Annotated in this window: 23 protein-coding genes and 1 tRNA gene; 14 read left to right on the forward strand and 10 right to left on the reverse strand. The window is 67.5% G+C overall.

Annotated elements, in window-relative coordinates; genetic code table 11:
* Positions 1-27 precede the first annotated feature (27 nt).
* The 10 genes from V5F66_RS06140 (at position 28) to V5F66_RS06185 (ending at position 7,874) form a co-directional block, all read left to right on the forward strand.
* The gene (locus V5F66_RS06140) at positions 28-813 is read left to right on the forward strand and encodes a FadR/GntR family transcriptional regulator (RefSeq protein ID WP_394093468.1); all 786 of its coding nucleotides are present in this window, start codon (positions 28-30) and stop codon (positions 811-813) included.
* 133 nt (positions 814-946) lie between these two features.
* Complete coding sequence (locus tag V5F66_RS06145; protein ID WP_394093469.1) at positions 947-1,633, forward strand: TetR/AcrR family transcriptional regulator; 687 nt, start codon at positions 947-949, stop codon at positions 1,631-1,633.
* 26 nt (positions 1,634-1,659) lie between these two features.
* The gene (locus V5F66_RS06150; RefSeq protein WP_394093470.1) at positions 1,660-2,634 is read left to right on the forward strand and encodes an NAD(P)H-dependent flavin oxidoreductase; all 975 of its coding nucleotides are present in this window, start codon (positions 1,660-1,662) and stop codon (positions 2,632-2,634) included.
* A gap of 404 nt (positions 2,635-3,038) precedes the next feature.
* Complete coding sequence (locus V5F66_RS06155) at positions 3,039-4,226, forward strand: lipid-transfer protein (protein ID WP_394093471.1); 1,188 nt, start codon at positions 3,039-3,041, stop codon at positions 4,224-4,226.
* Entirely contained in the window at positions 4,223-4,666 is a 444-nt protein-coding gene (locus V5F66_RS06160; protein WP_394005450.1) for a MaoC family dehydratase N-terminal domain-containing protein, read from the forward strand. Before V5F66_RS06155 ends, V5F66_RS06160 begins: the two co-directional genes overlap by 4 nt.
* A 12-nt stretch (positions 4,667-4,678) precedes the next feature.
* Positions 4,679-5,104, forward strand: coding sequence for a MaoC/PaaZ C-terminal domain-containing protein (locus V5F66_RS06165; protein ID WP_394005449.1), 426 nt, complete (start codon positions 4,679-4,681; stop codon positions 5,102-5,104).
* An 11-nt stretch (positions 5,105-5,115) separates the two neighbouring features.
* Positions 5,116-5,940 (forward strand): SDR family NAD(P)-dependent oxidoreductase, encoded by an 825-nt coding sequence (locus tag V5F66_RS06170; protein ID WP_012116036.1) that lies wholly within the window; start codon positions 5,116-5,118, stop codon positions 5,938-5,940.
* A 304-nt stretch (positions 5,941-6,244) separates the two neighbouring features.
* Positions 6,245-7,204, forward strand: coding sequence for a PDR/VanB family oxidoreductase (locus tag V5F66_RS06175; RefSeq protein ID WP_394002585.1), 960 nt, complete (start codon positions 6,245-6,247; stop codon positions 7,202-7,204).
* Between the two features lie 149 nt (positions 7,205-7,353).
* Positions 7,354-7,554 (forward strand): hypothetical protein, encoded by a 201-nt coding sequence (locus V5F66_RS06180; protein WP_012116034.1) that lies wholly within the window; start codon positions 7,354-7,356, stop codon positions 7,552-7,554.
* A gap of 243 nt (positions 7,555-7,797) precedes the next feature.
* Positions 7,798-7,874: transfer RNA gene (locus V5F66_RS06185), tRNA-His, on the forward strand.
* Between the two features lie 63 nt (positions 7,875-7,937).
* Here V5F66_RS06185 and V5F66_RS06190 read toward each other — a convergent pair.
* From V5F66_RS06190 to V5F66_RS06215, 6 genes are all read right to left on the reverse strand, one after another.
* Positions 7,938-9,344: an amidase family protein gene (locus tag V5F66_RS06190; RefSeq protein WP_394051269.1), complete on the reverse strand. Its 1,407-nt coding sequence runs from the start codon at positions 9,342-9,344 to the stop codon at positions 7,938-7,940.
* A gap of 126 nt (positions 9,345-9,470) precedes the next feature.
* Complete coding sequence (locus tag V5F66_RS06195) at positions 9,471-10,166, reverse strand: cyclase family protein (protein ID WP_012116032.1); 696 nt, start codon at positions 10,164-10,166, stop codon at positions 9,471-9,473.
* Between the two features lie 40 nt (positions 10,167-10,206).
* On the reverse strand, positions 10,207-10,977 hold the full coding sequence (locus tag V5F66_RS06200; RefSeq protein ID WP_394002587.1) for an ABC transporter ATP-binding protein: 771 nt from the start codon (positions 10,975-10,977) through the stop codon (positions 10,207-10,209).
* The gene (locus tag V5F66_RS06205) at positions 10,974-12,782 is read right to left on the reverse strand and encodes a branched-chain amino acid ABC transporter ATP-binding protein/permease (RefSeq protein ID WP_394093472.1); all 1,809 of its coding nucleotides are present in this window, start codon (positions 12,780-12,782) and stop codon (positions 10,974-10,976) included. Before V5F66_RS06205 ends, V5F66_RS06200 begins: the two co-directional genes overlap by 4 nt.
* Positions 12,779-13,654, reverse strand: a complete 876-nt coding sequence (locus tag V5F66_RS06210) for a branched-chain amino acid ABC transporter permease (RefSeq protein ID WP_012116029.1) — start codon at positions 13,652-13,654, stop codon at positions 12,779-12,781. Before V5F66_RS06210 ends, V5F66_RS06205 begins: the two co-directional genes overlap by 4 nt.
* A gap of 113 nt (positions 13,655-13,767) precedes the next feature.
* Complete coding sequence (locus V5F66_RS06215) at positions 13,768-14,970, reverse strand: ABC transporter substrate-binding protein (RefSeq protein ID WP_394093473.1); 1,203 nt, start codon at positions 14,968-14,970, stop codon at positions 13,768-13,770.
* 297 nt (positions 14,971-15,267) lie between these two features.
* Here V5F66_RS06215 and V5F66_RS06220 point away from each other — a divergent pair, with 297 nt between their 5' ends.
* From V5F66_RS06220 to V5F66_RS06230, 3 genes are read left to right on the forward strand one after another with little or no spacing between them, the layout of a single operon-like run.
* Positions 15,268-16,215 (forward strand): LysR family transcriptional regulator, encoded by a 948-nt coding sequence (locus tag V5F66_RS06220; RefSeq protein ID WP_394093474.1) that lies wholly within the window; start codon positions 15,268-15,270, stop codon positions 16,213-16,215.
* A gap of 26 nt (positions 16,216-16,241) precedes the next feature.
* A complete protein-coding gene (locus V5F66_RS06225) occupies positions 16,242-17,483 on the forward strand; it encodes an amidohydrolase family protein (RefSeq protein WP_394093475.1) in 1,242 nt (413 codons plus the stop codon).
* The gene (locus tag V5F66_RS06230; protein WP_394093476.1) at positions 17,480-18,661 is read left to right on the forward strand and encodes an amidase; all 1,182 of its coding nucleotides are present in this window, start codon (positions 17,480-17,482) and stop codon (positions 18,659-18,661) included. Before V5F66_RS06225 ends, V5F66_RS06230 begins: the two co-directional genes overlap by 4 nt.
* A 291-nt stretch (positions 18,662-18,952) precedes the next feature.
* On the opposite strand, the gene V5F66_RS06235 is transcribed toward V5F66_RS06230, so the two are convergent.
* The 4 genes from V5F66_RS06235 to V5F66_RS06250 all read right to left on the reverse strand — a co-directional run bounded on the left by V5F66_RS06235 (position 18,953) and on the right by V5F66_RS06250 (position 23,950).
* The gene (locus V5F66_RS06235) at positions 18,953-19,675 is read right to left on the reverse strand and encodes an ABC transporter ATP-binding protein (protein WP_394093477.1); all 723 of its coding nucleotides are present in this window, start codon (positions 19,673-19,675) and stop codon (positions 18,953-18,955) included.
* 9 nt (positions 19,676-19,684) lie between these two features.
* Entirely contained in the window at positions 19,685-21,676 is a 1,992-nt protein-coding gene (locus tag V5F66_RS06240; RefSeq protein ID WP_012116023.1) for a branched-chain amino acid ABC transporter ATP-binding protein/permease, read from the reverse strand.
* Between the two features lie 4 nt (positions 21,677-21,680).
* On the reverse strand, positions 21,681-22,580 hold the full coding sequence (locus tag V5F66_RS06245; protein ID WP_012116022.1) for a branched-chain amino acid ABC transporter permease: 900 nt from the start codon (positions 22,578-22,580) through the stop codon (positions 21,681-21,683).
* Positions 22,581-22,729: 149 nt separating this feature from the next.
* Entirely contained in the window at positions 22,730-23,950 is a 1,221-nt protein-coding gene (locus V5F66_RS06250) for an ABC transporter substrate-binding protein (protein ID WP_012116021.1), read from the reverse strand.
* A gap of 376 nt (positions 23,951-24,326) precedes the next feature.
* Between V5F66_RS06250 and V5F66_RS06255 the strand changes: the two genes are divergently transcribed.
* Positions 24,327-25,391: an ABC transporter substrate-binding protein gene (locus tag V5F66_RS06255; protein ID WP_394032606.1), complete on the forward strand. Its 1,065-nt coding sequence runs from the start codon at positions 24,327-24,329 to the stop codon at positions 25,389-25,391.
* Position 25,392: the final 1 nt, after the last annotated feature.

Raw genomic sequence — 25,392 nt, forward strand, 5'->3', positions numbered from 1 at the left:
GCCAATGCGGGACGAGAGCGAGGACAGATGGCGCAGACCAAGGAGGCGCGCGAGGCCGGGACGGCAGAACCGTCTTCCGTGTTCGCACCCATCACCCCCGCACCGGCCTACAAGTTGGTGGCGGATGCCATCGAGCGGCAGATCGTCTCCGGCCGGGTGCGGGCGGGCGACGCCCTGGGCACGGAGGCGGAGCTGGTGCGCCAGTTCGGCGTCAACCGCTCCACCGTGCGCGAGGGCATCCGGCTTCTGGAGCAGAGCGGCCTGATCCGGCGCGATTCCAGCCGCCGGCTGTTTGCCGCCGTGCCCCATTACGACCGGTTCGCCGGGGGCATCAGCCGCGCCTTCGTGCTCAACGAGATCACCTTCCGCGAGCTGTGGGAATCGACCCTGGCCATCGAGACCGCGGTGGCGGAGCTGGCGGCGGAGCGGATCACGGACGCGATCCTGGCCGAGCTGGAAGACAACATGAGGAAATCGGAGAAGGCGATGAAAAAGCCCTCCGAACTGGCGCTGCTCGACATCGAGTTCCACGATATCCTTGCGCGCGCCTCCGGCAACCGCGTGCTCCAGTTCGCGCGCGAGCCGGAAAACAAGCTGTTCTTCCCCACCACCGAAATGCTGTTCCGGCGCAATGCCCACGCCGCCGAACGCAACAAGGCGGCCCATGCCGCCATCATCGAGGCCCTGCGCGCGCACGACAAGGCGCAGGCGGTGTTGTGGATGCGCCGGCACATCAACGACTGGAAGCGCGGCTTCGAGCTGATCGGCAAGTCCATCGACCAGGCCATCGACCGCACCTACGCCGAGGATTGAGACCCGCTGCGCCCGGATGCGGGCTGCCGGCGTGCATTCCCTTGACCGTAAAGTTACTCATGAGTAACTTTACGTCCCACAGGTCGGACGGCTTCCCGCGAAGTCGCCTTCCCCCTCCCGGCCGGACCTTGCGATGGCGCCCCCGAAACCCACCGCCGCCGCGATGGCGGATCCCTCGCCCTCAGCCTCCTCACCCTGGCGCTTCCCCGCCCAGCGCGGGCGCGACCGGGCGTTGAAGCGCGAGGCAGTGCTGAAGGCGGCGGCGCGGCTGTTCAACGAGAAGGGCTTTCACGCCACCTCGCTGGATGACGTGGCGCGGCAGCTGAACGTCACCAAGCCGACGCTCTATCATTACTTCCGCAGCAAGGACGACGTGCTGTTCGAATGCTGCCGCATGGGCCTGGAGATGATCGAGGCGGCGGCGGCAACCGTGCCGGGCTCTCAGGCCAGCGGCCTTGAGCGGCTGCGCGCGCTGATGGAGCAGTATGCCGAGGCCATGACCATGGATTTCGGCATGAGCATCAGCCGCACCCCGGACACCGCCCTGTCGCCCGAGAACCGCGCCGAGCTGCGGCGCCTGAAAGCGCAGATCGACCGGGCCCTGCGCGGCGTGATCCAGAGCGGCATCGAGGACGGCTCCATCGCCCCCTGCGATGTGCGCACCGCCGCCTTCGCCATCGCCGGCGCGCTGAACGCCATCGCCCATTGGTACAAGCCCGACGGCCCCCTCGCGCCGGCCGAGATCGCCCGGCAGACCGCCGATTTTCTCATCCAGGGCCTTGCGCCCCGCACCTCAGAACGACGCCAGCCCAAGCGCTGAGCCTCGCCCTTAACGGAGGACACCCCATGGCCCTGCACGCCGCGTTCCGCGATCTTGCCATCCCGGCCATCGCCTCGCCCATGTTCCTCGCCTCCGGCCCCGATCTGGTGGTGGAGGTGTGCCGCAGCGGGCTGGTGGGCACCTTCCCGGCCCTCAATGCGCGCACCAACGATGCCTATGCGGCCTGGCTCGGCGAGATTGAGGACCGGCTCGCCGCGGCGGCGCAGGCCGGCCCGCGCCCGGCGCCCTATGGGGTGAACCTCATCGTCCACAAGTCCAACCCGCGCCTGGCCGCCGACATCGAGCTGACGGTGAAGCACAAGGTGCCCCTCGTCATCACCTCCCTCGGCGCGGTGCGCGAGGTGGTGGATGCGGTGCACAGCTATGGCGGCGCCATCTTCCACGACGTGGTCAACATGCGCCATGCCCGCAAGGCGGCGGAAGCCGGCGTGGACGGCATCATCGCCGTGTGCGCGGGGGCCGGCGGACACGCGGGCACCCTGAGCCCGTTCGCCCTTATTCCCGAGATCGCCAGCTTCTTCACCGGCACCATCGTTTTGTCCGGGGCCATGAGCACCGGCCGCCACATCGCCGCCGCCCGCATGCTCGGCGCCGACATGGCGTATCTCGGCACCCGCTTCCTCGCGACGCGGGAATGCATGGTGCCCGACGCGCAGAAGGAGATGGTGGTGGCGGCGAATGCCGACGACATCGTCTACACTCCCAAGGTCAGCGGCGTGCCGGCGAATTTCCTGCGCCAGAGCCTTGCCGCCGCGGGCATCGACCTCGACCAGCCGAAGCACGAGGGTGGGCTGGACATGGCCAGCGAGGCCAAGGCCTGGAAGAACGTGTGGTCGGCTGGACAGGGCGTCGGCTCGGTGCGCGAGGTGCTGCCCGCCGCCGAGCTGTGCCGCCAGCTCATCGCCGAATATCACGCCGCCCGCCGCGAGACCGCGCAGGAGGAGGCCGCGTCCTCCACCGCCTTCACGCCTGCCGCCTGACAGGGCTCGAAGCCCCCTCTTCCGCCTGCGGGTGCGGGGCAGCGCATTCACCCCCCACGCACCGTCGCCGTCCGGCTTGACCGGACGGCCCATGGCCCGGCCGGGACAAGGCGGCGGAGGCTGGGAGAGCGGCGCGATGGACCCTCCGCTCAAGCCGGAGGGCGACGATGGGGAGAAGCGGGTGGACAAGCGCCGGGCCTCACTCTCTCCGGGATCGGGTTCCGGGGGGCAATCGTAGCAGCTCGTGTTCAGACGGAAGCCGCTTCCCGCGTGTTGACAAGACCGGAACCGGCTGAAATAGTTTGTCCGACAAACCGATAAACTGATTAACGATGGGCACCCTCCGGCGCAGTCACCCTGCCGGCGCGCTCCACCATCGGCACAATCAAATTCAGGGGAAACGCATGGCACAGGTGGTGGTGGGCGGGGTGGGCATGACCCGCTTCGTGAAGCCGAGCGAAAGCCCGAGCTACGTGGCGCTGGCGGGCGAGGCGGTGCGCAGCGCGCTGGTGGATGCCGGCATCGACTATGCCAAGGTCCAACAGGCCTATGTGGGCTACGTCTATGGCGATTCCACCAGCGGCCAGAAGGCGCTCTACGGCGTGGGCCTAACCGGCATCCCGGTGGTGAACGTGAACAACAATTGCGCCACCGGCTCCACCGCCTTGTGGCTGGCCCGCAACGCGATCCTGTCGGGACAGGCCGAGTGCGTGCTGGCGCTCGGCTTCGAGCAGATGCTGCCGGGCGCCCTGGTGGAGCACTGGAAGGACCGGCCGGGGCCGCTGGAAGACTTCATCAAGGTCACCACCGACGTGGCCTATGACGGCGACGTACCCATGGCGCCGAAGATGTTCGGCGGCGCCGGCATCGCACACCAGAACAAGTATGGCACCAGGGACACCACCTTCGCCGCCATCCGCGCCAAGGCGAGCCGCCATGCGGTCCACAATGCCCGCGCCATCTTCCGCAAGGAGGTGACGGTCGAGGAAGTGATGGCCTCGCCGCCGGTGACGCGCCTGCTCACCCGCCTGCAATGCTGCCCGCCCACCTGCGGTGCGGCGGCCGCCATCCTGTGCACGCCGGAGTTCGCGCGGCGCCACGGCATCGACACCACCGTGACCATCGCCGCCCAGGCCATGACCACGGACTTTCCCTCCAGCTTCGAGCCGGACCTGATGCGGGTGGTGGGCTACGACATGACCGCCGCGGCGGCGGCCTCGGTGTGGGCGCAGGCAGGCCTCGGCCCCGACGAGGTGGACGTGGCCGAGCTGCACGACTGCTTCACCGCCAACGAGCTGATCACCTATGAGGGCCTCGGCTTCTGCCCTGAGGGCGGGGCGGAGAAGTTCATCCTCGACGGCGACAACACCTATGGCGGCAAGGTGGTCACCAATCCCTCGGGCGGGCTGCTCTCCAAGGGCCATCCGCTGGGCGCTACCGGCCTTGCGCAATGCTTCGAGCTGACCGGCCAGCTGCGCGGCACCATGGAGGCGCGGCAGGTGGAGGGGGCGCGGGTGGCGCTCCAGCACAATCTCGGCCTCGGCGGCGCCTGCGTGGTCACCCTCTACACCGCGGACCGGGGCACACGATGATCGACCGCAGCTTCATCGGCCACGTGTTCGATCCGTTCACGGTGGAGGTGGAGAAGGGGCGCATCCGCTTCTTCGCCCGCACCATCGGCGAGACCAATCCCGTCTTCACCGACGAAGAGGCCGCCCGCGCGGCGGGCTATGCCTCGCTGCCCCTCCCGCCGACGCAATTGTTCTGCCTGGAGATGGACGGGCCGGACCCGTTCCTGTTCTTCAACCGCCTGGGCCTCGACTTCGCGCGGCTGCTGCACGGCGAGCAATCCTTCGCCTATCAGCGGGTGGTATGCGCCGGCGAGCGACTCTCCTTCACCCAGACGGTGGCGGACATCTACGACAAGAAGAACGGCGCGCTGGAATTCGTGCTGCGCGAGACCGCCGTGGACGATGAGGCCGGCCGCCGCGTCGCCGACCTGAAATCCACCCTCGTGATCCGCAACGGCTAGGGGCACGCAACCATGACGCACGCCCCTGCCCTTTCGGTCGGCGACACCTTCGCCACGCTGGACCTGCCCCCGGTCACCCGCACCCAGCTGGCGCTCTATGCCGGCGCCTCGGGCGACCACAACCCGATCCACATCGACATCGATTTCGCCCACGCCGCCGGGGAAAAGGACGTGTTCGCCCAGGGCATGTTCGTGATGGCCTCCCTCGGCCGCCTGCTGACGGCCAACGTGCCGCTCACCGCCTTGCGCGCCTTCTCGACGCGGTTCCTCGCCATGACCCGCCTCGGCGACCGTCTCACCCTCACTGCCACGGTGGCGGAGCTGTTCGAGGCGGAGGGGGAGCAGCGGGCGCGCCTCGACCTTGCCGTCCGCGACCAGAACGGCGAACAGAAACTGTCCGGCGCGGCGATCCTCGCGCTCACCTCCCAGAATTGCTGAAAGGCGCAGTCATGACGAAGCTTACGGGCAAGGTCGCCTATGTGACCGGGGCCGGCCGCGGCATCGGCCGGGCCATCGCCCTGAAACTGGCGGGCGAAGGCGCGCGCCTCGTCCTCAACGATCTGGACGCCGAGCCGGTGGAGGCCGTCCGCGCCGAGATCCTGGCGCTGGGCGGCGAGGCCATCGCCGTTCCCGGATCGGTGACGGCAGAGGGCTTCGCCCAGAGCTTCATCGATCACGGCATCGCCGCGTTCGATGGCATCGACATCATCGTCAACAATGCCGGCTACACCTGGGACAGCCTGATCGGCAAGATGAGCGACGCGCAGTTCGACGCCATCCTCGACGTGCATCTGAAGGCGCCGTTCCAGATCCTGCGCGCCGCCGCCGAGCCGATCCGCATCCGCGCGGCGCAGGAGGCCGCCGAAGGCCGCGAGGTGTTCCGCAAGGTGGTGAACATCTCCTCCATCGCCGGCACCGGCGGCAACATGGGCCAGGCCAACTACGCCTCCGCCAAGGCCGGAATCATCGGCCTCACCAAGACGCTGTCGAAGGAATGGGGGCGCTTCAAGGTGAACGTGAACTGCGTCGCCTTCGGTCTCATCGAGACCCGCATGACGGCGGCCTCCGAGACCAAGGCCTCCATCACCGTGGAGGGCAACCAGGTGGCCATCGGCCTGCCGCCCAAGGTGCTGGACGGCTTCCGAAGCCTCATCCCGCTGGGTCGCGCCGGCACGCCACAGGAAGCCGCCGACGGCGTCTATCTCTTCTGCGCGCCGGAATCCAACTATGTGAGCGGGCAGGTGCTGGTGGTCGGCGGCGGTATTTCTTTCTGAACGCCTGTTTGGAAATTCGCTCGGATGGGCGCTCGTAGCCGTCGCAGCCGCCTTTCCGTCGTCATGGCCGGGCTTAACCCGGCCATCCACGTGGCCGGGCTGGGAACGACTTTCGCACGCTTTTCCAAAACTGATCGGCGTGGATGCCCGGGTCAAGCCCGGGCATGACGGCGTGATTGCGGGGCCGACTGTTTAAATTTCCAAACGGGATCTGAGCGCCGCGCACCATCGCACCTGCGGGAAGTTGGCCCCAAGTTTGCGTGTTGCTCTTCACCAGCGTTCCGCGCGGATGAAGAGGTCAGCAATGTCGGACGAAGCCCTGCAGTCGGTGGTCGTGGCCAAGAAGACGGTCGAGGCCGAGAACATGGTCTCCTTCGAGCTCGTCCCCGCCGAGGGCGGCGAGCTCGCGCCCTTTACGCCGGGCGCGCATGTGGACGTGACCATTCCCGGCGGCCTCATGCGCCAGTATTCGCTCTGCAACAGCGCCAGCGAGCGGCACCGCTATGTGATCGGCGTGTGGAAGGATGCCAACAGCCGCGGCGGCTCCAAGGCCTTGTTCCAGCAGGTGAACGAGGGCGACCGCCTGCAGGTGGGCGAGCCGCGCAACCGCTTCGCGGTGCCGCGCGACGTGAAACGTGCCCTGCTGTTCGCCCGCGGCATCGGCGCCACCCCCATCCTCTCCATCGCCGACCACCTGAAGGCGAAGAACATCCCGTTCGAGTTCCACTATCTGTTCGCCGGCGGCTCGCCTGGGTCGTTCCGCTCGATCATCGAGGCCTCGACCTTCGCCGAGAACACCAGCTTCTATTTCGAGGCCGCCGAGCCGCGCCTCAACCCGGCGGCCCTGCTCGCCGACCGGCCGGACGACACCCACCTGTTCCTGTGCGGCGTGGACTGGTGGCTTGATCCGGTCATCGCCAACGCCCAGCAGAAGGGCTACGGCGTCAACCGCATCCATGTGGAGCGCTTCACCGCCAAGGCGCCCCCGCCGCTGCTGGACAAGGTGTTCGACGTAAAGATCGCCAGCTCCGGCAAGGTCATCAAGATCCCCGGCGACCGCTCGGTCACCGCCGCGCTGGAGGAAGCCGGCGTGAAGGTGCCCACCTCCTGCGAGCAGGGCGCCTGCGGCACCTGCAAGGTGAAGGTGCTGGAAGGCGAGATCGACCACCGCGACAAGCGCCTGAAGCCCGAGGAGAAGGAACAGGGCTATTTCCTGGCCTGCGTGTCGCGTGCCAAAGGCGACCTGCTGGTGTTGGATTTGTGACAATTCCACTTCGGGCGGCTTCGCGTTTCATGAACCCGCGAAGCCGCTCTCGAAGTCGAGTTCGTGCGTTTTCTTCAGGCGAGCAGGTCTCCATTTCGCCTGAAGACGCTTCAGGCCCCGGTTGCGGTCACAGCGCAAGGAATGACCCCATGGTTTCCGAAGAAGACGTCTGGCGGACCGCCTTCATCATCGCCGACCAGTACGGCCCCGAGGGCGTGGACTTCGCCGCGCGGATGGCCCAGAGCTTCGAGATCGGCGGCAAGATGGAAGAGCACCGCGCATGGGCCTCCATCACCGCCAAGGTGGCGACGCTCACCGCCGAGGACGGCGAGTTCCACCGCCCGAACTGACGGCGCCGGGAAGCCTCGGCTCTCGTCGTCACGGTCCTGTCGGCCGTCTATTGCCGCTTGTCCGGACCGCCCCGGCCCGCCCGCGCCCTGCGGCTCTGGCGCGCAGGGCGGTTCGGCATGGGCGAAGGTGCAGCAGCGGTGGGGAAAATCCCCTGTGATTTGCGCGCATCCGGCCCCTTGAAATTGCCGGGTCGTGCGCGTAGGTTCCGCGCTCTCCGCCGAGGCCCCACGCATCGGCGGTGTGCAGGTGTAGCTCAGTTGGTTAGAGCGCCGGTCTGTGGAACCGGAGGTCGGTGGTTCGAGCCCACCCACCTGTACCACAACAAGCCCCTCAGATTTTCAGCTTTGGCAACGTCCGCCTTGAACGCGGCGGCGCGGCCGCTTCAAGCCCCCACCGGCGGGCGGTTGTAGCCAGGGGACTGGGCGCGCTCGAAGGCGGCTGCCGCGCGCACCACGTCGTCCTCGCAATGGGAGCGGCCGACGATCTGCAGGCCGATGGGCATGCCCTCCGGCGACAGGCCGGCGCACACCGCCCCGGCGGGCTGGCCGGTAAGGTTGAAGGGATAGGTGTAGAACACCCAGGACACGAGGTTGCGGTCCTCCAACCCCTCCGGCAGGTTCCGGCCAGCTTCGAGCGCGCTCACCGGCAGCACCGGGGAGATGAGGAGATCATAGCGCTCGAAGAACAGGCGCATCTTCTCGCGCAGGGCGTAGCGGGCGAAGACGCTGGCATAATAGCTCTTCATCTCCTGGCCGAGGGCCGGCATCAGGATGTCCGCCACTGCCGGGTCCAGAAGCTCGCGGCGGTTTTCCAGCACGTCGCGCAGGCGGGTGCCGACGCCGGCATAGAATTCCGCCGTCCACAGGTCGGCGGGATCGGTGTCGAACACCTGCTCCACCTGCTCCACATGGCAGCCCAAAGCCTCGAAGGTGCGGGCGGCGCGGTCGGTGGCCGCGATCACCTCGGGCGCGGGGCGGGCATAGCCGAAGGTGGGGCTGTAGGCGACGCGCAGGCCGGCCACCGAGGCCAGCGCCGCGCCCATCACGTCCGGAACCGGACCGGCGACGGCGAAGGGATCGCGCCGGTCGTGGCCGGCCACGGCCGAAAACAATAGCGCCGCATCCGCCATGGAGCGGGCGATGGGTCCCACATGGGCCAGCGTCGGCGTCGCCGAGGTGGGCCACACCGGCACCCGGCCGAACTGGCCCTTGAGGCCCGACAGCCCGCTGAAGGCGCAGGGAATGCGGATGGAGCCGCCGCCATCGGTGCCCAGCGCAAACGGGGTGATGCCCGCCGCCACCGAGGCCGCCGCCCCGGCGCTGGACCCGCCCGGCGTCATAGCGAGGTTCCACGGGTTGCGGGTGATGCCGGTGAGCGGGCTGTCCCCGATGGGCTTGCAGCCGAATTCGCTGGTGGTGGTCTTGCCGATGAGGATGCCGCCCTGGGCCTTCGCCCGCTCCACGGCGGGGGCGTCCACCTCGGCGATGTTGTGGGCCATGGCGCGCGAGCCGGAGGCATAGGGCGCGCCCTTCACCGCCATCAGGTCCTTGGCGGAAAACGGCAGGCCGTGGATGAGGCCGAGCGGCGCGCCCGCCATCAACGCATCCTCGGCGACGCGGGCGGCGGCCATGGCCTCCTCCTCGAAGATGACAAAGAAGGCGTTGAGGGTCGGCTGGGTGGCGATGGCGCGATCCAGGGCGCGGCGCGTCAGCTCCACCGGCGAGACCTCGCGCCGGGCCACCAGAGCGCGCAGGGCGAGGGCGCTCATCGAGTCGAACTCGGCGGACATAAGGCTGCTCCGGCGCGTGTTTTGTCTTGGCGTTGAACCACAAGAAGAGTGCTGCTGGATGGCCGACAGTGACCATCCAGCAGACCCATACGTCTCGATCAGGGCAGATGAGACGTATTGGTGAAATCAATTGAGGACGGCGAAGGCACGGACTGGCGATCCTGAGCCGCCCTTGAACTTCAGCGGCACGCCGAAGAACTGGAATTCGCCCTTGCCCACCAGCTCTTCCAGGTTCACCAGCCACTCCCAGTGGCTCATCCCGAGCTCGCGGCACAGGCGGTGCTGGGCGAAGATGTTGTCGGTGGGCTTGTCGGTGGAGGGGCCTTCCACGCCCTGCATCATCGAGCCGCGCGCGTACAGCCACTTGGTGGCTTCGACCGTCAGCAGCGGGTTCTTCCAAACGCTGTCGAGGCTCGGATAATTGCGGGCGTGGAAGCCGGTGCACAGCAGCACGATGTGGCCGTCCACCTTCACGCCGGCGGCCGCCTCGGCCTTCTCCAGGTCCTCGTCGGTGATGTCGCCTAGGTCGGGGATGTGGCGCAGGTCGAAGCACACCGCCTTGCCCATGAACATGTCGAGGGGCATCTCGTCGATGGAGGCGCCGTCCGGCTTCACATGGCGGTAAGCGTCCACATGGGTGCCCACATGGTCCAGCATGGCGATGAAATTGGTCTGGAAGGTCATGGCGTCGCCGGGCACGCCGAGGCCGAACGCCTTGGAGCTTTCGTGGCTGAGGTGGGTGGTGATCACCGGCCGCTGGAACAGCTTGTGGGCGGGCATGTTGTCTTCGATGAGCAGGCTGAGGTCGACAATTCTGGACATGGGGGCTCCTTGGACTGGATCGACTTGCAAAAAGATGAGCTCAGGCCGCCGGTTTCTTGCGGCCGAGGAAGGCCTCCATCACCTCGGGATCGCGGGCGAGCACCTGGCTCGGCCCTTCCCGCGCGACACGGCCGTTGGCGATGACATAGGCGTGGTCGGCGATGGCGAGCGCATAGGAGGCGAGCTGCTCCACCAGAAGGATGGTGAGGCCGTCGTTGTTGAGGGCGCAAAGCACGCCCATCAGCTGGTCGACGATCTTGGGCGCCAGGCCCAGAGACAGCTCGTCGATGATGAGCAGCTCCGGCTCCGCCATCAGCCCGCGGGCGATGGCCAGCATCTGCTGCTCGCCGCCGGACATGGAGCCGGCCTGCTGGGCGAGGCGCTCCTTCAGGCGCGGGAACAGCTCCAGAACCTTTTCCCGCGTCGCCTTGGCCTTGGCGCTCTTCAAGCCGCCATGGACGTAGGCGCCGAGGATGAGATTGTCCTCCACGCTCTGGTCGGGGAAGATCAGCCGGCCTTCCGGCACCATGACGAGGCCCTGCCCCACCTTGGCATTGGCGCTCATGCGGGTGGTGTCGGCGCCGCGAAACAACACCTTGCCGCCGGAGGGGGCGACGAGGCCGGTGGCGCCCTTCACCATGGAGGACTTGCCGGCGCCGTTGTTGCCGATGACCGCCACCAATTGGCCGCGCTTCACCTTCAGCGAGATGTCGCGCACCGCGACCGCCGCGCCGTAGCGCAGTTCCATGGACTGGATGTCGAGCAGCACGTCCGCGTCGTCGGTATCGGGGCTGATCTCTTGGGTGGTCATGCCGTCACCTCCGCAGGGGTGGCGTGGTCGAGGGAGGTGCCGAAATAGGCCTCGATGACGCGCGGGTTCTCCTGCACCACGGCGGGCGCATCGCTGGCGATCACCTGGCCGTAGTCGAGCACGGTCACCGTGTCGGCCACCGCCATGATCAGCTCCACATGGTGCTCGATGAGCAGCACCGAGACCCCCAGCGCCGCGATGCGCCGGATCATGGCTTCCAGCTCGTCGATCTCCTGGGTGGTGAGGCCGGCGGCGGGCTCGTCCAGCAGCAGCAGGCGCGGACGGGCCGCCAGCGCCCGGGCGATCTCCAGGCGCCTTTGAAGGCCGAAGGGCAGGAAGCGGGCCTCCTCGTTGGCATAGTCCTGAAGCCCCACGAACACGAGCAGGCCAATGGCGGCGCGCCGGCATTCGGCATCATCCCGCCGCATGGCGCCGGTGCGCAGCAGCGCGGCGAAGAGCCCGTAGCCAAGGCGCTGCTGGTAGCCCACCATCACGTTTTCCAGCACCGTCATCTCGCCGAACAGCTCGGTGTTCTGGAAGGTGCGGGAGAGGCCGGCGCGGGCGATCTCGTGGGAGGGCTTGCCGGCAAGCTGGATGCCGTCCAGCTCGAAGTCACCCTCGCTCGGCTGGTAGAAGCCGGAGATGGTGTTGACGAAGGTGGACTTGCCGGCGCCGTTGGGCCCGATGAGGGCATGCACCTCGCCCGGCTTCACCCGCAGCGAGGCTTTCGCCAGCGCGGTGAGCCCGCCGAACCGCACCGTGAGGTCGCGCGCCACCAGCTCGGATTTCTGCGCCCGGGGATCAAGCCGCAGGGTCTCCTCGGCCGGCAGGCCTTCGGATGCGGCAACCGCGCGGGGCACCGGCACCAGCCGCTTCAGGCCGGCGGCGAGCGAGCCCATGATGCCGCGCGGCATGACGAACATGACCACCAGCAGCAGCGCGCCATAGGCGAACTTCTGCCACACAGCGAAGTCCTGCAGGTATTCCGGCAGATAGGTGAGGATATAGGCGCCCAGCACCGGCCCGAACGTGGAGGCCGCCCCGCCCAGGATCACCATGAGCAGGAAGCGCACGCTGTCCGAAAAGGTGAAGATGTCTGGGGAGATGTAGGAATTGAGGAAGGCGTAGAAGGTGCCGGCAAGGCCCGCCGTCACCGCCGCCGCCACGAAGGCGAGCGTGCGCATGGCTGTGGCATCCACGCCCAGCGCCCGCGCCGCGATCTCGCTCTGGGACACCGCCAGCATGGCGCGGCCATAGCGCGAGACCTTGAGGTTGTGCGCGGCGGCGGTGGCGAGGAACAGCAGCACCGCCAGCACCCCGTAGAAGGCGTAGCCCGAGAGCCGCACCCCGAACGCATTGGGCGAAGGGATGGAGGTGAGGCCCGTGGTGCCGCCCGTGAGCGACTGCCACTCGATGGCGACATTCTCCACGATGAGGCCGAAGGCGATGGTGACCACCGCGAGATAGACACCGCGAACCCGCACCGTGGGATAGGCGAGGAGCACGCCGAAGCCGGCCGCCACCAGCGCGGCGATGAGGCTCGACGAGATCATGTCGAAGCCGAGCCGCGTCGCCACGATGGCGCCGGTGTAGGAGCCGAGCGCGAACAGGCCCGCCTGTCCGAGGGAGACGAGGCCCGTGAGCCCCACCAGCACGTTCAGGCCGACGGCGATGATGCCGTAGATCAGGAACAGCATGAACAGGCGCAGCTCATACTCGTTGCCGGAGGTGAGCGGCACGATCACCAGGATGGCGGCGAGCGCCGCGAAGCCGAGAAGGGTGAGATGGCGGGTCAGGTGTCTCATACCTTCATCACCTCCCGCTTGCCGAACAGGCCCTGGGGGAACACCAGCAAGGTGAGGATCATGAGGGAGAAGCCGATGATCTCGCGGGCGGCGGTGGAGATGTAGCCCTCGACGAACTTCTCCATCACCCCGTAGACGAGGCCGGTGATGACCACCCCCGGCGCCGAGGTGATGCCGCCGATGATGGCCACGGCGAAGCCCTTCAGCCCCGGCAGCACGCCCATGGCGGCGGAGGCCTGCACCACCGGGGCCACCAGCACCCCGGCCGCCGCGCCGAGCAGCCCGGCGAGGGCGAAGGAGAAGGCGACCACCGCATTCACGTTGATGCCCATGAGGGCGGCGGCATTCTTGTTGTGGGCCACCGCGCGCATGGCGCGGCCCACCAGGGTGTGGCGTTGCAGCGCCCGCAGGCCCAGCATGGCAACCACCGCCACCAGCGGGATCACCAGCTCCTGCGGATAGATGCCGGCGCCGAGGATGTGCACCGAGGAGGCCACCCCCGGCGAGGGCAGCGGCCGGGCATAGCCCTGGGTCTGGATGGTGGCGAAGCTCTCCACCATGATGCCCACCGCGATGGTTGTGAGCATCCAGCCCACCGAGCCCTGCTGGGACAAAAAGGGGCGCACCGCGATGCGCTCCAGCACCAGCCCGAACAGGCCGCCGGCCACCACCGCCGCGAGGCAGGCAAGCCCCAGCGGCAGGCCCGCGGCCAAGAGGTAGACCGCAAGCAGGCCGCCGATCATCAGCGTATCGCCATGGGCGAAATTCACGGCCTTGGCCGACGACCACATGATGTGGAAGCCGAGGGCCACCAAGGCGTAGATGCCGCCGATGGCAAGGCCGGACAGGATGTATTGCACCACTGTGGTCATTGCGGGCGACCTGTCGGAGGGAGGGGGCCCGGCCGTGGCCGGTCGAGGCGAGTGGTGGCAGCGTGGGCGAGAAAAAGCGGGAGGCGGCGAGGGAAACCGCCTCCCGCGCGGGCTCACTTGTCGTAGGGCGAGCCCTTGAGGGGGATCAGCTTGCCGTCGTGCCAGACGGTCAGCAGGTAGTATTGCGGCAGGATGGCGTCCTGGCGCTCGGGATCGGCCTTGTCGAAGGCCGGCTTGTAGGGGGCGACGAGGCCGTCGCGGCTGACCTGGTAGAGGGCCTGCTGCACCTTCTTCCAGTCAAACGAGCCGGCGATCTTGATGGCGTCGGCCAGCACGTAGACCGCGTCATAGGAATTGGCGATGCCCGAGGGCGCCTTGATGTCCTTGGGGTCCTTGATGCCGGTCTTGGCCTCGACGGCGGCCAGCAGCTTCTTGCCGGCCTCGCTCTGGGGGGTCAGGAAGGAATAGGTCTGCATCACCCGCACCCCGTTGGCGAGGGGGCCGGCCAGCTCGCCGAGATTGCCGGAGATGCCCCAGGCGCCGACGATGGCCGGCTTCCAGCTCGCCTTGTCCATGGAGCGCAGGATCTGGTTGGCCTCGCGGTCCAGCGACCAGATGATGGCCACGTCGGCCCCGGCATCGCGGGCGCGGATCACCTGGGGCGACATGTCCTGGTCGTTCCAGTTGAAGGTTTCCGCGGCCACCAGCTCCTTGCCCTTGGCGGCGAGCGCGGCCTTCACGTCCGGCAGCGCGCCGTTGCCCCAGCCGGTGTTCTCGTAGAAGAACGCCACCTTGCCGGTCTTGGACACCTTGAGCGCTTCGTCCACCAGGAAGCGGGCCACCCACTTGTCCTTGGCGGAGACGCGGAACATGAAGTTGGGATCGCGACCGTTCTCGATGGCCTTGGTGTTGGCCGCCCACACGCCCATGTAGGGAATGCCGATCTCGTGCACCGGGTCCACCTGCGCCAAGGCGACGGTGGAATGGAAGCCGCCGAGCACGGCGATGCACTTGTCCGCCAGCGCGATGCGGCGGGTGTTGTCGACGCCGCGCGGCGGAGCGCCGGCATCGTCATACTGCACCAGCCGCAGCTTCTTGCCGAGCACGCCGCCGGCCGCGTTGATCTCCTCGATGGCGATCTCCGCGCCCATCTTGATGGCCTGGCCGGAGAACGCCGCCGGGCCGGTCACGGCTGCGGAATTGCCGATGCAGGGTTCCTGATCGGCCAGCGCCGCGGGGATTGAAAGGCCGGTGGAAAGGCCGAGCGCCACCGCCGCGGCCAGAAGCTGGCTGCGCAAAATGCTCTGTGGAGGCATGTCTGTTTCTCCTGCCGTGTACAGGACGTGCCGGGCATGTCCGCCCGAAAATCATCTGCGAGATAAGGCTGATATAGGCGCAGCCTCAGGACAAAGATTATTTTCCGATCATATATATAGGAACAGACTATAGGGTTATATAATAGGCTGAGTTACACTCCGAATGACTCACATAAATCATTGATTATCAATAATATTTGTGATTTTAACGCTCATAGTTTGGGCATATGACTATATATCATGCAATTTGACAATCACTTTTGAGCAATGCCATTTCAGCTGGTGCAAAGGTGATCCATGGATCTTCGTCAGCTCAAATACTTCGTCCAGATTGCGGAAAGCGGGAATTTCTCGCGCGCTGCGGAAGTGTTGCGCATTGCCCAGCCCTCGCTTAGCCAGCAGATGAAGAATCTGGAGGAAGAGCTGGGCGTCGAGCTGCTCATGCGCCACGCCCGGGGCGTCACCCCCTCCCAGCTCGGCCAGCAATTCTACGACCATGCCCGCCGCATCCTGGAGGAGGTGGACCGGGTGAAGGACCAGGTCCGCTCCAAGTCGCTCAATCCCTCCGGGCGGGTGTCGGTGGGGCTGCCCACCTCGGCCTGCCGGGGCCTCGGCCTGCCGCTGATCTCGGCCATGGCCGAGCACCAGCCCAACATCGCCCTCCATGTGGTGGAGGCCATGACCGGCTATCTCGATGATTTCCTCCAGGCCGGCCGGCTGGACGTGGCCCTGCTCTACGACCACAAGGCATTCGAGCATGTGGCCTGGACCGAGATGATGGTCGAGGAGCTGATGCTGTTCGTGGCGCCGGACCACCCGCTGGCGGCGCAGGGCAGCGTCTCCTTCCGCGACATGTTCGCGTGGCCCATCGTGCTGCCCGGCGCGCCCAACGTGATGCGCACCGTGATCGAGCAGTTCGCCGCCCGCAACGATGTGGAGCCGGTCGCCATGGCCTGCGACAGCCTGCCCACCATCGCCCGCCTGGTGCGCTCCGGCCGGGCGCTGGGGGTGATGCCCCACTTCGCCTTCATGGACGAGATGGCGCGCGGCGAGATGGTGGCCGTCTCCATCCTCGACCCGACGCCGTCGTGGCGGCTGTCCGTCGTCGTCTCCCAGCGCAGCATGAACCCGCGCGGCTCCGAGGCGGTGGCCAAGGTGATGGCCAACGTCATCGCCGAGATGGTCGAGACCGGAACCTGGCGCGCCAAGCTCAAGGCCGAGAAGGCCCGCGCCACCGTGAAGTGAACCCCGCCAGCCCGTCGAGATGCCCCATGGACCTCATCGTCAAGAACGCTCGCCTGCCGGACGCGCCGGACCGTATCGTCAATATCGCCATCGCGGCTGGCCGCATTGAAGCCGTCGCACCCGACATCACTGCCGACGCCGAGGTGGTGGATGCCGGCGGCTGTCTGGTCGCCCCCGGCTTCGTGGAAACCCACATCCACCTGGACAAATCCTGCATCCTCGATCGCTGCGCGTCACGCCGGGGCGACCTGGAGGAGGCCATCGCCGAGGTGGCCCGCGCCAAGAAGGACTTCACCCCGCAGGATGTGTACGCCCGTGGCCGGCGCACCATCGAGAAGGCCATCGCCCAGGGCACCACCCACATGCGCACCCATCTGGAGGTGGACCCCGGTATCGGCCTGCGCGGGTTCGAGGGGGTGATGCAGCTGGTGGAGGATTATCGCTGGGCCATGGACATCGAGGTCTGCGTGTTCCCGCAGGAGGGCCTCACCAACAATCCCGGCACCGATGAATTGATGGTGGAAGCGCTACGGCGCGGGGCGAAGGCGGTGGGCGCGGCGCCCTATACCGACACCGACCCCCAAGGCCAGATCGACCGGGTGTTCGAGATGGCCCGCGACTTCGACGTGGACATCGATATGCATCTGGATTTCGGCGCCGATCCCACGGCGCTCGATCTTGACCATGTCTGCGCGCTCACCGAGCGGTTCGGCTGGGGCGGGCGGGTGGCCATCGGCCATGTCACCAAGCTCGCCTATGTGGAACCCGAACGCCTGGCGGAGATCGCCACGCGCATGCGGGACGCCGGTGTCGCGCTCACGGTGCTGCCCTCCACCGACCTGTTCCTGATGGGACGGGACCGCACCTCCGCCAAGACACGGGGCGTCACCCCGGCGCACCAGATGCTGAAGCACGGGGTGAACTGCTCGCTGTCCACCAACAATGTGCTGAACCCCTTCACCCCGTTCGGCGACTGCTCGCAATTGCGGATGGCGAACCTCAACGCCAACATCTGCCATGTGGGCTCGGCCCACGACATGGCCGAGTGCTTCCACATGGTGACGAGCCGCCCCGCACGCCTGATGAATCTCGCCGACTACGGGCTGGAAGTCGGCAAGGCGGCGGATTTCGTCATCATCGACAGCCCCTCCCCGCGCGATGCGGTGGCCGAGCTGTCGCCCGTGCTCGCCGCCTTCAAGGGTGGCCGGCGCACCCTGACGCGAGAGCGGGCCAAACTGCACTTTCCCGGCTGCGGGTGCGCCCAATGAGCGCCGCCGATGCGCTCGGCGCCTTCATTCCCGGCCCGCGCCTCGCCCGGCCGGGCGCGCCCGCCGGGCCGCTCGCCGGCCTCACCTTCGCCGTGAAGGACGTGATGGACGTGGCCGGCACCTCCACCGGTAACGGCCATCCCGACTGGCTCACCACCCACCCGCCCGCCGCGCGCTCCGCCGTGGCGGTGGATCGCCTGCTGGATGCGGGGGCAAGCCTTGCCGGCAAGACTATCGCCGACGAGCTGTGCTACTCGCTCACCGGCGAGAACGTGCATTACGGCACGCCGCTCAACCCGGCCGCGCCGGACCGGGTGCCCGGCGGCTCCTCCAGCGGCTCGGCCTCGGCCACGGCCGGGGGCGTGGTGGATTTCGCCCTCGGCACCGATTGCGGCGGCTCCGTGCGGGTGCCGTCGAGCTATTGCGGCCTGTTCGGCATGCGTCCCACCCATGGGCGGATCCCGCTCGAGGGCGTGGCCCCGTTCGCGCCCAGCTTCGATTGCGTGGGCTGGTTCGCCCGCGAAGCCGGGCTTCTGGAACGCGTCGGCCGCGTGCTTCTGGCCGATGCCGCGCCCGCGCCGCCCCTCACCCGCCTGCTCGCCCCCCGCGAGGCGTTTGCCCTGCTCTCGCCGGAGGCAGCCGCCACCCTCGCGTCTGCGCTTCGGCTGGCGCAGGAGACAATCGCGCCCGGCGCGGAAATCACCCTGGCACCCGATGGGCTCGACGCCTGGTCCGCCACCTTCCGCACCTTGCAGGCGGCCGAGATCTGGGCCTCGGTGGGGCCGTGGATCGAGGCGGTGCGCCCCGCCTTCGGACCGGGGGTGAAGGAGCGGTTCGACGCCGCCCGCATCATCTCGCCTTCAGCGGTGGAGGCCGCCTGCGCCCATCGGGCTGCGATCCGCGCCCGGCTCGGCGACCTGCTGCAACCGGGCACGGCATTCCTGATGCCCACGGTGCCGCGCCCTGCCCCGCTGCGCGGCATGGCCACCGCCGAGGTGGAGGTGGTGACCCGGCATCTGGCCATGAACCTCTTGTGCATCGCCGGCCTCGGCGGCCTGCCCCAGGTCTCCCTGCCGCTGGCCCGGCTGGAGGGGGTACCGTTCGGCCTCTCGCTGGTGGGACCGGCAGGCAGCGACACCGCCCTGCTGCGCGCGGCGGTGGCGCTGGCCGGAAGCTGATCGGACGCCGTGGTTTAAGAGCCCGTTTGAAAATTCGCTCAGATGGGCGCTTGCAGCCCTCTCAAACGCATGATCACCGTCATGGCCGGGCTTGTCCCGGAAGTCGGCTGTTGCCGACTTCCGCCTCTGAGAGCGGAACCCGCAAACATGCGGGTTCCGGCCATCCACGCGGGAAGGCTGGAAACGATTTTCGGATGCTGGCCCAAGCGGCTCGACGTGGATGCCCGGGACACGCCCGGGCATGACAGAAGTGATTGCTGTTATGCCCGTTTGATTTCTTCGGTCACGCCCTCAATGCGCGTGACCGAGATAGGCGGCGCGCACCGCCGGGTCGTTCTTCAGCATGGCGGCGGGGCCGTGGGCGGCGAGGCGGCCGTTTTCCATCACATAGCCGAAGTCGGCCACCTCGAGCGCGGCGGCGGCGAACTGCTCCACCAGCAGCATGGTGATCTTCTCTTCCTTCAGCCGGGCGATGGTTGCGAACACCTCCGCCACCAGGCGCGGGGCAAGGCCCATGGAGGGCTCGTCGAGCAGCAGCACGCGCGGGTTCAGCATCAGCGCGCGGGCCATGGCCAGCATCTGCTGCTCGCCGCCGGAAAGCGTGCCGGCGAGCTGGGTGCGCCGCTCGGCGAGGCGCGGGAACAGCGCGAACATCCGGTCAAGGTCCGCTTCCACATCGCCGCGCGGCCGCGCCCCGGTGAGGCGTGGGAAGGCGCCCAGCAGCAAGTTGTCGAGCACGCTCTGGGTGGGGAACACCCGCCGTCCTTCAGGCGAGTGGGCAAGGCCCTTCTTGGTGATCTTGAAGGCCGGCAGGCCGGTGAGGTCCTCGCCATCCAGGCGCACCGAGCCGGATTCCGGCACGATCATGCCGGAGACGGCGCGCAGCGTCGTGGTCTTGCCGGCACCGTTGGAGCCGATGAGGGTGACGAGCTGGCCTTCCTGAACCGTGAGGCTGAGGCCGTGCAGCACCTTCACCTTGCCATAGCCGGCGACGAGATCGGTGACTTCCAGCATGGCGCCCTCCTATTCCGCCGCGACGGCGGCGCCGCCGAGATAGGCCTCGATCACCCGCGGGTCGGCCTGCACCGTGGCCGGCTTGCCCTCCGCGATCTTCTGGCCGAAATCCAGCACCGTGACCGTGTCGCACAGGCCCATGACCACATCCATGTGGTGCTCGATGAGCACGAGCGTGACGCCGGCGTCGCGCACCTTGCGGATGATCTCCACCAGATGCTTGATGTCCGGCGCCGTGAGGCCCGCCGCCGGCTCGTCGAGCAGCAGCAGGTCAGGGTCGAGGGCCAGCGCGCGGGCGATCTCCAAGAGGCGCTGCTTGCCGTAGGGCAGGTTGCGCGCCTCCTCGTTGGCAAGGTCGGCAAGGCCGACGAAGGCGAGCAGGCTCATGGCCCGCTCGCGCGCCGCCTTCTCTTCCCGCCGGATGCGCGGCAGGCCCAGCGCCACCTCGGCGAAGGTGGCGCGATAGGTGTGGTGGAGGCCCACCAGCACGTTCTCGATGAGCGTCAGCTCGGCGAACAGCTGCACGTTCTGGAAGGTGCGGGCGATGCCCTGCGCCGCGATATCGGAGGAGGTGCGCCCGGCGATGTCCTGATCCTTGAAGCGGATGGAGCCCGCCGTGGGCACATAGATGCCGGTGAGCACGTTCATCATGGTGCTCTTGCCGGATCCGTTGGGGCCGATGAGACCATGGATGGTGCCCGGCTTTACCTCGATGCTCACGGTGTCGAGGGCTTTGAGGCCGCCGAACTGCATCACCACCCCGTCCACGTGGAGCAGCACGCCCTCGCGGGCGGCGGCGGTGGCGGTGACCGGCCGCGCGGTCGCCTCCGCCTCGATCACCGCATGGGTCTTTACGAGGTTCGGCCAGAGCTGGGCGGCGGCCTTCTTGAGGAAGCCGACGATGCCGTCCGGCAGGTAATAGACCACGAACAGGATCATCACGCCGAAGATGGCGAGCTTGTAGTCGGTGATCTTCTCCAGCAGCAGCGAGAAGGCGAAGAAGGCGAGGCACAGCACCACCGGGATGGCGGTCTGCACCCGGTGCTCCGGAGTGCGGATGAAGCTGCGCGCCCCCGCGATCAGCGCGATCACCGCGATGGTGCCGGCGATGTAGCGGAACAGCACGATGTCGGAGAGCAGGTTCGGCAGGAAGACGATGATCACCGCGCCGATGATGGGGCCAAGGCGCGACTTGCGCCCACCCACCGTCACCGCCAGCAGGAACTGCACGGAAAGCTCGAAGCCGAAATTGTTCGGCGCGATATATTGCTCCGAATAGGCAAACAGCGCCCCGGCGAGCCCGGCGAAGCCCGCCGACACCACGAAGGCGATCACCTTGTGCTTGTAGACGCTGACGCCCATGCAGTCGGAGGCAATGGGGCTGTCGCGCAGCGCCTCGAAGGCCCGGCCCAGATGCGAGGCGAGGATGCGGTTGATCACCAGAAGGGTGAGCACCAGCGCCACCGCGGCGATGTAGAAATACTCCACCTCCTTCATGCGCTTCAGCGACATGTCGAACAGCGGGATGGTGTCGCCGAGCCACCTGAGGTCGAGGAACAGCGGCGTGGTCAGCTTGATGCCGAGGGGGCCGTTGGTGAGGTCCGTCATCTCGTTGATGAGGATCTGCACGATGGTGCCGAAGGCCAGCGTCACCATGGCGAGGTACGGTCCGGTGACCCTGAGCGCCGGCAGCGCCAGCACGATGCCGAACAGGGCCGTGACGATGATGGCGAGCGGCAGCGCCGGCCAGAAGCCGATGCCGAAGTGCATGGCCAGGCAGCCGGCCGTATAGGCGCCGATGCCGAACAGCGCGGCATGGCCGATGGACACCTCGCCCGTATAGCCGAACACCACGTCCAGCCCCAGCAAGAGGATGGCGTAGATGGCGATGGTGATGGTGAGGTGCAGGTAATAGGGGCTCGTCACCACGAACGGCAGCACCGCCAGCGCGGCGAGGCCGAGGATCGGGAAGCCGGTAGAGAGGATGCGTCGCGCCAGCATGGCCTCACACCTTCTTGATGGTGGCGCGGCCGAACAGGCCCGAGGGTTTCAGCGACAGCACGAGCAGCAGGAGCACGAGGCCCGGCACGTCCTTGTAGCCGGTGGAGATGTAGTAGCCGGTGAGGGTCTCGGTGATGCCGAGGATGAGCCCGCCCACGATCACGCCCATGCCGCTCGACAGGCCGCCGATGATGGCCACCGCGAAGGCTTTCAGCCCCAGCACCGCGCCCATGGTGGCGCCGGTGAGGGTGACCGGGGCGATGAGCACGCCGGCGAAGGCCGCCGTCATGGAGGACAGGGCGTAGGAGAAGGTAATCACGCGCCGCGTGTCGATGCCCATCAGGCCGGCGGCGTCGCGGTCGTTGGCGGTGGCCACCACCGCCTTGCCGAAGATGGAGCGGCGGTTGAACACCTCCACCGCCAGCATGATCACCAGCGCGCCCACCACGATGGCGATCTCCATGGGCTGGATGCGCACCCCGAGGATGTTGAGGGAGGCTTCCGGCAGGGGCGAGGGAAAGCGCAGGGCGTCACGGCCCCAGATATTTTCCGCCAGATTGCGGAAGATGATGCCGAGCGCGATCGTGGCCATGATCCAGCCGGCCTCGGAATTGGCCTTCACCGCCGGGCGCACGCCGAGCCATTCCACCACCGCCCCCTGGGCGAGGCCGAAGGCGAACACGATGGGCAGCATCAGAAGATAGGCGAGCGGGGTGCCCAGCGCCTGGCCGATGAGGAAGTTCACCGTGGTGAGCCCCACCAGCGCGCCCAACATCAGGGCTTCGCCCTGGCCGAAGTTCAGCGTCTTGGAGGTGGCGAAGGTGAGCTGGTAGCTGAAGGCGATGACGCCATAGATCATGCCAACGGCGATGCCGCTGACGATGAGCTGCGAGAGGATGTTCATCAAGGGTCTCCGAAGCGCAAATCCCCGACCGCAAGCCCCGCGTCCCGCGCGGGAAAGGCCGCCACCCGGCACGCGCAAGCGCACCGGGCGGGCTTCTCGTCGCCGGCCGGCGAAAAGGCTGCCGGCCGATCAGTTGCGACCGATCGCGCTCAGTTCTTGGGCTTCACCCGGACCGCCTTGTCGCCGGCGATGTCCTCGGGATGGGCGGCGACCACGCGGCCGCCCTTCACCAGGCCGAACACCGGGATGTTGCCGGTGATGGCCTCATGGTCAGTGGCGCTGAAGGGGCGGTCGTAGACGGTGACCACGCCTTCCACCTTGGTGTTCAGGTTTTCCAGCGCTTCGCGGATCTTGCGGCCGTCGGTGGAGCCGGCCTGGGTGATGGCTGCGGCGAGCAGGAACACTGAGTCATAGCCCTGCGCGGCCGACACCGGGGACGGCATGCGGTCGATCTTGTAGGCCGCCTGATAGGCCTCGATGAAGGCCTTGCGCTTGGGGGTATCGGGGAGCTGGATGAAGGTCTGGGGCATCAGCGCGCCATCGCCGTTGGGGCCGGCGGTGTCGATGAAGCTGGCCATGGACAGGGTCCAGGAGCCGATCATGGGCACCTTCCAGCCCAGCTTGGCCATGCCGTTGGCGATCTGCGCCAGCTCGGGGCCGATGGCGTAGGTGAGGATCACATCGGCGCCGGCTTCCTTGGCGCGCAGCAGCTGCGCGGTCATGTCGGTGTCGCCGATGTTGAACTTCTCGGTCACCACCGGCTTCACGTTCAGGACCGCCAGCGCCTTCTCGAGGTCGGCGCGGCCGAGCTGGCCGTAATTGGTCGAGTCCGCGAGGATGGCCGGCTTCTTGAAGCCCTGCCGCTTCACCGCCTCATCCGCGATCATGACGCTCTGGATCGCGTCGTTGGCGGAGGTGCGGAAGATGTAGTTGGACTTGTTGTCCGGCGGCAGGAACTGCTTGGAAATCAGCGTGCCGGTGGCCACGTTGTTGATCACCGGGATTTCCGCTTCCTGGTAGAAGCGCTGCGAGGCGAGAGCCACGCCGGTGTTGATATAGCCGAGGGTGGCGACCACCCCTTCCTTGTTGATGAGCTCCTGGGCGATCTGCACGCCCACCTCGTTCTTGGCCTCGTCGTCACGCTCGACCAGCACCAGCTGGCGGCCGAGCACGCCGCCGTTCTTGTTGATTTCCGTCACCGCGAGCTTCACGCCGTCGCGCATGCTCACGCCCATGGAGGACGAACCGCCGGTGAAGGGGCCGCTGAGGCCAATCTTGATGGGTTCCGCGGCCACGGCGACGCCTGCGATGGAGACGCCAGCCATAGCGATGCTTGCGGCGACCGCCGCAATCATTCCGCTCACTCGCATGATTCACTCCCTGGTTGCCCGATTCTGAGGCTTTATTGGTTCGATCCGGCTTCTTCGCCGGTTAGGCCTGAATCGTTTAAGCCAATTGGCGACGATAGACCAGTGCAACATCCGTCTCTTCACGTAGCAGTGCGACTGGTATCGCAGTGCGGGATGTCCGCAAGGGAAGATGGCGGGCTCCCACACGCCCCCTACCCGGCCGCCCCGATGCGCCCCTCGCCCCGGCGAGAAACCGCCGGCCCACCCCGGCAAGCGGCGGAAATCCGCCGCACTGGCCCGGTGGCACGACCCGCTGTCTTCAAAAAATATAATTATTTCCAATGATTTATACAAAGAGGCGCGCCTTGCGCATGGCTGGCATGCGTGGTGCAATGGGATGGGACCATTCATCCAACCGGCCATGAGAGCCGGCCCTCCCGGGAGAAGCGCCTTGCACACATCTCTTCGCACCTCCGCACCCTCGCGCCGTGTCGCCCGCCGTGGCGTCCGCCTTGCGACCCTCCTCGCCGCCTCGGCGGTGCTGGCGTTCGGCGCCCTGCCCGCCTCGGCGCAGGAGGTGATCCGCGTCGGCAACCTCAAGCTTGCCCATTTCGCCGGCGTCTCCTACATCAAGGAGATTGCCTCCAGCTGCGGCATCACGGTCGACCTGAAGATCTTCGCCAAGGGCCCGGACGTGATGCAGGCCATCCTCGCCGGCGAGCTGGACGTGGGCGCCACCGCCTCCGAGGCCGCCATTTCCGGCCGCGGCAATGGCGCACCCATCTACATCGTCGGCGGCTTCGCCAGCGGCGGCGCGCGCCTGCTGGCGGTGCCCGACAGCGGCATCAAGACGGTCGCGGACCTGAAGGGCAAGAAGGTGGGCGTCACCCGCGGCTCCATCCAGGAAGTGCTGCTGGCCGCCGAGATGGGCAAGGTCGGCCTCACGCCCAAGGACCTGACCATCATCTATCTGGGCTATCCGGACCTCAACCAAGCGCTGCTGCAGAAGCAGGTGGACGCCATCATGCAGACCGAGCCGCAATCGGCCCAGGCCATCGCCCGCGGCTTCGGCACCGAGATGCTGAAGCCCTACGACACCCCCATCGGCGCGCCGGTGCGCACCCTGGTGATGAGCGAGAAGTTCTACAACGGCAGCCCGGAAGCCGCGAAGAAGTTCATGGCCTGCTTCGTGAAGGCGCAGAAGACCTTCATGGACGATCCCAAGGCGGCCGAGAAGTTCGTGACCCAGGACGTGTTCAAGGGCCAGCTCACGGCCGAGGAATTCCAGGAAGCCCTCGCCAATTCGCCCTACACCCTGTCGATCACCGCCGACCACATCCAGAAGACCACGGACGTGATGGCCAAGTACGGCATCGGCAAGATGTCGACCCCCGCCAAGGCCGCGGACTGGGTGAAGCTCGACCTGCTCGACGCCGCCAAGGCCTCCGCCGGCATCAACTGAG

The sequence above is a fragment of the Xanthobacter versatilis genome (genome assembly GCF_043193975.1).
Classification (GTDB): Bacteria; Pseudomonadota; Alphaproteobacteria; order Rhizobiales; family Xanthobacteraceae; genus Xanthobacter; species Xanthobacter autotrophicus_E.